Source organism: Streptomyces sp. H39-C1, from assembly GCF_027158125.1.
GTDB classification, from domain to species: domain Bacteria; phylum Actinomycetota; class Actinomycetes; order Streptomycetales; family Streptomycetaceae; genus Actinacidiphila; species Actinacidiphila fildesensis.
The window spans coordinates 136,666-145,094 of record NZ_JAPVLS010000002.1 but is presented as its reverse complement, the minus strand read 5'-3'; the positions used below and the strand labels follow the sequence as shown (position 1 = coordinate 145,094).

The 8,429-nt window shown below is 70.1% G+C and carries 9 protein-coding genes; 7 read left to right on the top strand and 2 right to left on the bottom strand.

The window, feature by feature from the left end; all coding sequences use genetic code 11:
• Positions 1–83: 83 nt before the first annotated feature.
• The 4 genes from O3W51_RS02090 (at position 84) to O3W51_RS02075 (ending at position 1,810) form a co-directional block, all read left to right on the top strand.
• Positions 84–524, top strand: a complete 441-nt coding sequence (locus O3W51_RS02090; RefSeq protein WP_138351475.1) for a GNAT family N-acetyltransferase — start codon at positions 84–86, stop codon at positions 522–524.
• Positions 525–645: 121 nt separating this feature from the next.
• Complete coding sequence (locus O3W51_RS02085) at positions 646–858, top strand: hypothetical protein (protein ID WP_138351474.1); 213 nt, start codon at positions 646–648, stop codon at positions 856–858.
• Positions 859–916: 58 nt separating this feature from the next.
• Positions 917–1,498, top strand: a complete 582-nt coding sequence (locus O3W51_RS02080; RefSeq protein WP_138351473.1) for a GNAT family N-acetyltransferase — start codon at positions 917–919, stop codon at positions 1,496–1,498.
• Between the two features lie 66 nt (positions 1,499–1,564).
• Positions 1,565–1,810 (top strand): hypothetical protein, encoded by a 246-nt coding sequence (locus O3W51_RS02075; RefSeq protein WP_138351472.1) that lies wholly within the window; start codon positions 1,565–1,567, stop codon positions 1,808–1,810.
• 133 nt (positions 1,811–1,943) lie between these two features.
• On the opposite strand, the gene O3W51_RS02070 is transcribed toward O3W51_RS02075, so the two are convergent.
• Positions 1,944–2,537, bottom strand: coding sequence for a GNAT family N-acetyltransferase (locus tag O3W51_RS02070; protein WP_138351471.1), 594 nt, complete (start codon positions 2,535–2,537; stop codon positions 1,944–1,946).
• Positions 2,538–2,662: 125 nt separating this feature from the next.
• Positions 2,663–3,490 carry an SMP-30/gluconolactonase/LRE family protein gene (locus O3W51_RS02065; RefSeq protein ID WP_232485380.1) on the bottom strand — a complete coding sequence of 276 codons (828 nt, stop codon included), beginning with the start codon at positions 3,488–3,490 and terminating at the stop codon, positions 2,663–2,665.
• Positions 3,491–3,632: 142 nt separating this feature from the next.
• On the opposite strand from O3W51_RS02065, the gene O3W51_RS02060 reads away from it, so the two are divergent.
• The 3 genes from O3W51_RS02060 (at position 3,633) to O3W51_RS02050 (ending at position 8,419) form a co-directional block, all read left to right on the top strand.
• The gene (locus O3W51_RS02060) at positions 3,633–4,190 is read left to right on the top strand and encodes a hypothetical protein (protein WP_138351469.1); all 558 of its coding nucleotides are present in this window, start codon (positions 3,633–3,635) and stop codon (positions 4,188–4,190) included.
• 160 nt (positions 4,191–4,350) lie between these two features.
• A complete protein-coding gene (locus O3W51_RS02055) occupies positions 4,351–4,986 on the top strand; it encodes a DedA family protein (protein WP_138351467.1) in 636 nt (211 codons plus the stop codon).
• Between the two features lie 328 nt (positions 4,987–5,314).
• Positions 5,315–8,419, top strand: coding sequence for a discoidin domain-containing protein (locus tag O3W51_RS02050; RefSeq protein ID WP_269283253.1), 3,105 nt, complete (start codon positions 5,315–5,317; stop codon positions 8,417–8,419).
• Positions 8,420–8,429: the final 10 nt, after the last annotated feature.

The following is an 8,429-nucleotide window of genomic DNA, read 5'->3' as shown; positions in this document are numbered from 1 at the left end:
TCCGCGTCCCCGGAGCTCAACCCTTCCGGCCCCGAGGCCCGTTATCGGTTGACGCCCGGCGACGCGTGCGATTCTCGGGTCCGATGCCCAACCTCCGCATCGAGCAGGTCGACGGCGAGGCCGCCGTCAAGGACTGGCAGCACGTCCACAACCTGATCATCCCGACCGACCCCCTGTCCCTCGACGACGTGCGCGAACGCGTGCGGCGCAACCGGTTGGACGTCGCGTATCTCGGCGACGTTCTGGTGGGTTGCTCGACGGTGCGCCCGCCCACGGACGACACCTCGACGGCCACGTTGATCGCCCGGGTGCTGCCCGCTCACCGCGGGCAGGGGTTCGGCGGCGAGATCTATGCGGAGGGGCTGGCACAAGCGCGGAAGCTGGGCGCCGAGGTGATCGAGACGATCGTCCTGGCATCCAACACGGACGGGCTGCGGTTCGCGCTGGCGCACGGATTCGTCGAATTCGAGAGGTACGTGCTGCCGGGCGACACCATCGCCTACATCACGCTGCGGCTGGCCTGAGCAGGCGTCAATGCTTTCGGGCGCACGGCCCGGCTTCGGCGGAGTGGTCCGTTCCGGCCCGGGCAACCGGCTCCGTTCACGCCACCGAGCGCCGTCGACGGAGTCGGCCTACAACAGAGACATGAGGACAGACGAGCTTCCCGACGGATACGGCAACGTCAGCATCGAGGCGGCCGACGAAGCGACGGTCTCCGCGATCGAGGAACTGCTGCGCCTGCACTTCCGTGCGGGTCCCGCGGTGCGTTACAGCGAGTACCACGCCATCTCGGTCCCCCACCGCGCGGTGCACCACCTCACGCTGACGCTCGACACCCGGCTCTCCACGCAGCCGTGACCGGATCCCGGGTCATGCCGGGGCTTGCGCCGGCGCGGTGTGTGAACAGAATCAGCAGGTGCAGATCCTGTCGTTCCCCGAAGAGGCCACTCCGTCCGAGCTGCGGGTCCAGGTGCTGGAGATCCAGCACCAGGCATGGCCGCCCGGGAAGGGCCGGCCGGTCCCTGACGAGGCGCCGACCCATGATCCGGCGCTTCGTCCGCTGTCGATGCTCCTCGTGGAGGACGGCACGGTGTTGTCCGCGCTGGACATCCTGTCCAAGGAGATCGTCCACGCCGGGCGGCGCTATGCCGTGGGCGGGCTGAGCACCGTGGTGACGCGCCAGGACACACGTGGTCACGGATATGGCCGACAGCTGGTGGCCGCCGCCCGGGAGGCGATGCCCGCACGAGACCTGGACCTGGGGTTGTTCACCTGCGACCGGCCGCTCCAGACGTTCTACGAGAGCGCCGGCTGGCAGCTGCTTCCCGGGGCCGTGCTCATCGGGGGAACGCCGCAGACTCCCTTTCCGAGCGACCAGCCGGGCTTCGGCAAGGTCACCATGGCGGACTTCTTCTCCACCGCGGGACGCGAGGGGCGGGAGGCGTTCGCCCACGCCCGTATCGAGCTGTATCCGGGCGAGATCGACAAGCTCTGGTGACGATCCCCCGGATCGGCCGGAGGCACGCATGCGGGCTATGCGGCACATCAGGCGCACACTGGAACCATGCCCCTACCCGCAACGCACCAATGCCGTACCTGTTCCACCGACGCCACCGACGGAGCGACGCTGCACGAGGACCTCGTCGTGGGCGCTCCCCTGTCCATGGAAGCACTCGACGAGGCACAGCGCCTGGACCGGTTCGCCCGCAAGTACGCCCATGACGGCTGCCGGGTGACGGAAGTCCGCCAGGTCCCTTCCAGTAGCACCAGCGGCTACGCATGGTCCGTCCGCTTCCTCGATCAGGCCTGAGAAAGCCTCCGGCCCACCCCGGACCGGTCGACTCCGTACCCGGTCCATCCCGAACCCGGTCCTCCTCGTACCCGGTCCACCCCGTACCGGCCCGGCCTTCGCACGGTCCGGCCGGTGGCGCGGGTTTTCGACGTCATGACGGCTGCCGGGCCTGCCGGACACGGGCGTGAAGATGCATGTCATGCCAACCGTCGGCGTGCAGCGCCGCTCCGCGACGGGTTCCCTCCTCCTCGAAACCGGCCTTGACCGCCACCCGGCATGACGCCTGATTGGCGGTCGAGTGTTCCAGCTCGATGCGGTGGAACCCGCCCTCCCCCAGCGCCCAACGCGTCAGCGCCGTGACCGCGCGAGGGCACAATCCATGACCGCGTGCCGACGGCACCGTCCAGTAGGCGAGTTCGGCCTTGCCGTCCGCCAAGGACAGGGACTTCAGGGCCATACGGCCCAGCAGCGCGTCACTCGCGGCATCGACGATCGCCCAGTGCCCTTCCGTCTCGTCCCGCCAACCGCTCCGCCACCCTCTGATCCACTCCCGCGCCTCGTCCACGGAATCCGCTCTCCGCACATGCCAGCGCTGGATCGCCGGATCCTGGAACGCCTCCCGCACGGCCTCGGCGTCGGACAGCAGCCAGGGGCGGAGCGACGCATCGGCTCCGACCGGCAGAACAGGCTGGCCGGAGGCGGCGAGAGCACCGGTGGATATCGCGGGAGCGACCAGGAAGGGCATGGGCGGCATCCTTCCAGCGCCGTGCGCGGTGCACAGGACCCGGCGCCGAATCCACCGAAGGCGCAGCCACCGAATCGGCGGAGATCCCTCAGCAGGCCCTTGCGATCCGCCGCCCGGTCACGGCATCACGGCCGGCCCGCCCCCGGTACCCCGACCTCGATGCTCAGCACCTGACCGCTGCCGGGAGCCACCAGTTCTGACATGCCCCGCCACTCCGCCGCCACCACGAACAGCGTCGTCCCGTCCTGTCCGCCGAGCGCGCAGGCGAAGCCGCCGCGGTCCAGCTCGACGACCTGCAGCACCTCACCGCCTTCGGCGACGCGTACGCACCGCTTGTTGGGCACGTCGGCGTACCAGACCGCGCCCTCGGCGTCGGTGCAGATGCCGTCGGGGGTGCCCTCGCCGAGGTCGGCCCAGACGCGCCGGCCGGACAGCCCGCCGTCGGCGCCGATGGCGAAGGCCACCAGGCTGTGCCGGTACGAGTCCGCGACGATCAGGGTGGAGTTGTCGGGGGTCACCGCCATCCCGTTGGGGAACAGGATGTCGTCGGCCACCTGGCGCACCGATCCGTCCGCCGCCGCCAGATATACGAATCCGGGCCTGACCGCCTCGCCGGCCATCGGGTCGAAGCCGGCGCGGTTGACGTAGGCGTTGCCGCGGCCGTCCACCACGATGTCGTTCCATCCCGGCATGCCCAGTTCCGCGTGGACGACCAGCGACTCATCACGCTCCCGGCGCAGCAGCCGTCCGTCGAGGGACGAGACGATCACCAGCCGGCCGTCCGGGAGCCAGTCCGTACACAGCGGCAGCGACTTCACCCGGGCGATCACCTCGCTGCGGCCCTGGAGGTCCACGGCGACGACCTCGCCCGCGGACCAGTCGGAGAAGTACAACCGGTCACCGTGCCAGCGCGGCGACTCGAGCAGCCCCCGCCCGGAAAGCAACGTCCGCATCTCGTTCATCCGTCTCACAGCCCTTCTGCCGCGCCGACACAGCCTGCCGGCGTCCCACCCTCTGTACGAACGGGGCCCGGCCATATCGACACCCCCGACAAGTCTGGTGCGGCGCTCGCGTCACCGGCCGTAGCGTCAGGGCATGAGCAGCTTCGCGACGCACCGGCGGCGGGTCCATGACGAGGGTCTGTCCGCGCGCGTCCGGCACTCGCATCTGCGCCATTGCCTCCAGAACTTCGCGCCCTACGGTTTCCGGGCCACGTACCACCATCTGAGCTGGAGCGCCCGGATACCCAGGGAGCCGGAGAGGGATCCGGGATCGCTCGTAAGGGCTGTCGAGGAACTGCATCTGGCCCGGCAGCTCTGGCTCGCCGACGAGCGCGCCTACGCTTCCCGGCGGCGGCATGAAAAGGCGCGGGGCGAACGGCAGCCGGTCGACGCCGGCAGCTGGCGGGGCGGGCGATCCCGGCCGGGAATCCTCGTCCACTGCCCCGACCCGGTGCGGCACCCCACCGAGGCGCTGCCCGTCGTGGTCGAACGGGTCCTGCGTTCATCCGTGCGGCGCGACGGCGACCGGATCCCCGCGTGCCGTGTGTGTGGAACGAGGAACGGCACCACGGCATGGCATGACGGCGGCTACTGGGTGCACCAGCTCTGCGCCGTCTGCGGAGCAGGTCTGGCGAGCACGCGAGCGCCCTAGCCCGACCCGATCACGCACCGTTACCTTCGATCGGTCGTGGACGCTCCCCCGGCCAGGTCCTCGCCGGGCCGACCCCAGGCCGCGCGGGTACCGTTCAAGATGTGTTCAGTTCCCGTGCAGGACGACACGCGGATGTTTGGCGCCATCCAGCCGGGACGCCATGAGCTGGGCGCTCATGGCGGTCGACCCGACGAGCGGGGCTTCCCTGCTCGCGGCCTTCGGCGCGCTGGCCGTGCTGGTGGTGGTCTTCGCCGAATCGGGTCTGCTGGTGGTCGGCTTCTTCCTGCCCGGGGACACCCTGCTCTTCCCCGCCGGAGTGCTCTGCGCCGGCGGCGTCGAATCGGGTCCGCACCTGTCCCTGTGGCAGGTGCTCCTCTGCGCGGCCGTCGGGTCGGTCGCCGGCGCGCAGGTCGGCTTCCTCCTGGGGCGGCACGGCGGCCGTGCGGCGCTGGCCCGCGGCCGGAACGAACGGCTGAAGTCGGCGGTGACCCGCTCGGACGAACTGCTGCGCCGCTACGGATACCGCAAGGTGATCGTGATCGGCCGCTTCATCCCCGTGGTCCGTACGGTGCTGAGCCCCCTGGCGGGCGCGCTGAACGTGCCGGTGCGCACGTTCACCCTCTGGCAGATCGTCGGAGGGCTGGCCTGGTCGCAGAGCCTCGTGCTGGCCGGCTACTGGCTGGGGAACGCCGTACCGGGCATCGAGCGGTACCTGCTGCTGATCGTCGCGTTGATCGTCGCCGTCTCGCTCCTTCCGCTGCTGTTCGAGGCCCGTGGACGTTCCCGGTCCCGGTGACCGGTCCCGACGACCGGTCGCGGTGACCCGCCGTGGTGACCTGTCGCAGCCCGGCCCACGGCGCCGCCACGCCACGAAGGTGAAGATCGCTGCGGTCCGCCGACGGTGCCCGGCTCGGCACGGGGTCTGTCGAATCTGTTGACAGTGTTCGGGCATTGGAAGAAACTCCCCCCGGGAGAGCGCTCTCCAGCACCCTTGGCGTCATTGCCCGAACCCATAACAGCCCGCAGTAGCAAGCCGAACCAGCCCACAGCCGCCGCACCGTCGTCGGGCTCATGACGGCGTGGCGGTGGCAAGAGGCAGCACACCCCACCCCACGGAGATGTGCATGAGCCTCCTGTCTCTCCTCCTCCAACACCTCGCACGGCGTCGACGACTGATCGCGGTGTTACTCGCGGCAGTCCTCGCGACCGGTGGCGCTCTCGGCGCCATGAACGTCACCGCGAACGCGGCCACCACCCTGCTGTCGCAGGGCAAGCCCGCGACCGCGTCCTCGACGGAGAACGCGGGCACCCCGGCATCGGCGGCGGTCGACGGCGACGCCGGAACCCGCTGGTCGAGCGCGGCCACCGACCCGCAGTGGCTGCAGGTCGACCTCGGCTCCACCCAGGACATCACCCAGGTCGCCCTGACCTGGGAGACGGCGTACGCCACGGGCTTCCGGATCCAGGTCTCCGACACCGGAACCGGCAACTGGACCACCGTCTACGCCACCGCTGCCGGCGGCGGAGGAACCCAGAACCTCACCGTCAGCGGGGCCGGCCGCTACGTCCGGATGTACGGCACGGCGCGCGCCACCGGATACGGCTACTCCCTGTGGGAGTTCGCGGTCCACACCGGCGGCTCCGGAGGCCCCGGCGATCCGGGCGACCCGGGCGGCGCGGTCATCTCCGCGTACAAGCAGGTCTCGGCCTCCTCATGGGAAGGTGCCAACGCTCCAGCGGCGGCGCTGGACGGGCGCACCAACACCCGTTGGTCCAGCCTGTACACCGACAGCCAGTGGCTGCAGGTCGACCTCGGCGGCCGGGCCACGGTCACCGGTGTCTCGCTGAACTGGGAGTCCGCCTACGCCACGGGTTACCACCTCGACGTGTCCGACGACGCCACCACCTGGTCGCCCCTCTACAGCACCACCAGCGGCAAGGGCGGCGTCGAGAACCTCACCGTCAACGGCAAGGGCCGCTACGTCCGGCTGACCGGCACCGCTCGGGCCACCGGCTACGGCTACTCCCTGTGGGAGTTCCAGGTCCTGGGCACCGTCGACACGTCCACCGCCACCCCGCCCCTGCTCTCCGGACCCACCAAGGCACCGGCCACGGTGAACCAGTTCGCGCTGTCGGCACCCGCGGACAAGGCCATGGTCACGAACACCCGCAGGCCGGCGCTCTCCTGGGCCGGCGTCGCGGGGACCGCCCACTACGAGGTCTGGCTCAACATCAGCCGCACCGACTACGACTTCGCGGCCCCGGGCAACCTGCTCGACCTCTACACCAAGGTCGCCGAACCCACCGGCACGACGTACACCCCGGCCTGGGACATCAGCGACCGGTGGACCTACAAGTGGTACGTCGTCGCGGTGAGCGGCTCCGGCGCGCGCACCACCTCCGACATCCGCACCTTCAGCCTCTACCTGCCCGACATCGAGACCGTGAACGACGGCGTCGCCATCGTCAACGGTGCCCGGGACCTCAACAAGAACGGCACCATCGAGCCGTACGAGGACTGGCGGCAGCCGATCACCACCCGGACCGCCGATCTCCTGGGCCGGATGACGCTGGAGGAGAAGGCCTTCCAGATGTTCTACAACGTCCAGTCCTACCCGATGTCGGGCTGGCACTTCGGACCCGCCCAACCGGCCGACCTGAACAACGTACTGATCTCCACGGCAGCCACCCGGCTGGGCATCCCGCCCGTGTCCGCGGGCGACACCACCGCCGGCTACCAGACCACGTACCCGCTGCAGAGTGCGCTGGCCGCGGGCAAGGACTATCCACTCGACTACCGACTGGGGGACATGCAGCGCAAGGAGGAGCTGGAGGTCGGCGCGCGCGGCACGCTCTCACCGCTCGCCGAGGTCGGCACCAAGGTGCTCTACCCGCGCATCCAGGAGGGCGGCGGCGAGAACGCCGACGTCGCGGCGGCCCAACTGCGGGCACAGGTAGCCGGGTTGCAGGGCGGCCCGGAACTCAACCCCGGCTCCGTCCTCGCCACCGTCAAGCACTGGCCCGGCGAAGGCGCGGGCGGCGAGGCCGGCATCGTCTACGACGCGGTGACGATCAAGTACCACATGATCCCGTTCCGGGCCGCGATCGAAGCCGGCGCGGTCAACATCATGCCGGGGTACGCGGGCAGCTCCTATCTCGACCCGGGCGGCTCCGGCGCCGGCGACAGCGCCAAGATCCTCAACTACCTGCGGCAGAACATCGGTTACACCGGTCTGATCACCACGGACTGGCTGCCCTCCGGCGCGTGGGTGAACGCGGCCAACACCGGGTCCGACGTGATGGGCGGCGCCGACCCGGGCGCCGTCGGGTTCACCATGGCCGGCTTCGAAGCCCAGGTACCGCTCGCGCGGATCAACGACGCGGTGACCCGGATCCTGCGGCTGAAGTTCGAACTCGGCATCTTCGACCACCCCTACGGCGACCCGGTCAACGGCCCCTACCGGTTCCACCAGCCGTCCTACACCGCCCTCGCCAACCAGGCCGCGCGCGAGTCCAACACCCTGCTCAAGAACAACGGCGTGCTCCCGGTCAAGCTCAACGCGGGCGACAACATCGTCGTCGCCGGCGCCCGCGCCACCGACGGCGCCGCGTGCTGCATCTGGTCCAGCTACTTCCACCCCGACTACGGCTCACTCACCCCGCTGGAGGCCATCCGGGCCAGGGCCGCCAAGTCCGGGGTCAACGTCTACCAGGACACCGGCCCCTCCCCCAAGCTCGCCGTCGTAGCCGTCGGAGAGCCGTCCTACACCCACGCCACCGCGTGGGTGGACACCCAGCCCTATCTGCCGCCGGATCAGCTCGCCGTCATCCAGAACTTCAAGAACCAGGGGATTCCGGTGGTGGTCGTCCTGACGCTGCCCCGGCCGATCGTGATCAGCGACTGGAACGGTCTGGCGGACGCCATCGTGGTGACCTATCGCGGTGGTGAGGAGACCGGTCCGGCGACGGCCGGTCTCCTCTTCGGGGACTACACCCCCAGGGGGAAGCTGCCCTGGCAGCTGCCCCGGAGCCTGGACCAGGTCCTCAAGCCCGGCGGCACCGACACGGTCGCGGACGCGAACGAGAGCTGGGACCTGCCCTACGACCTCGGCGCCACGGACGCCCAACGCGCCGAGATCCGAGCGAAGATCAACGCCGGACAACCGGTACCGACCACGTACGGAAACCCGCTCTATCCCTACGGCGCCGGACTGACCGGCTGGAATTAGCACAGAACCG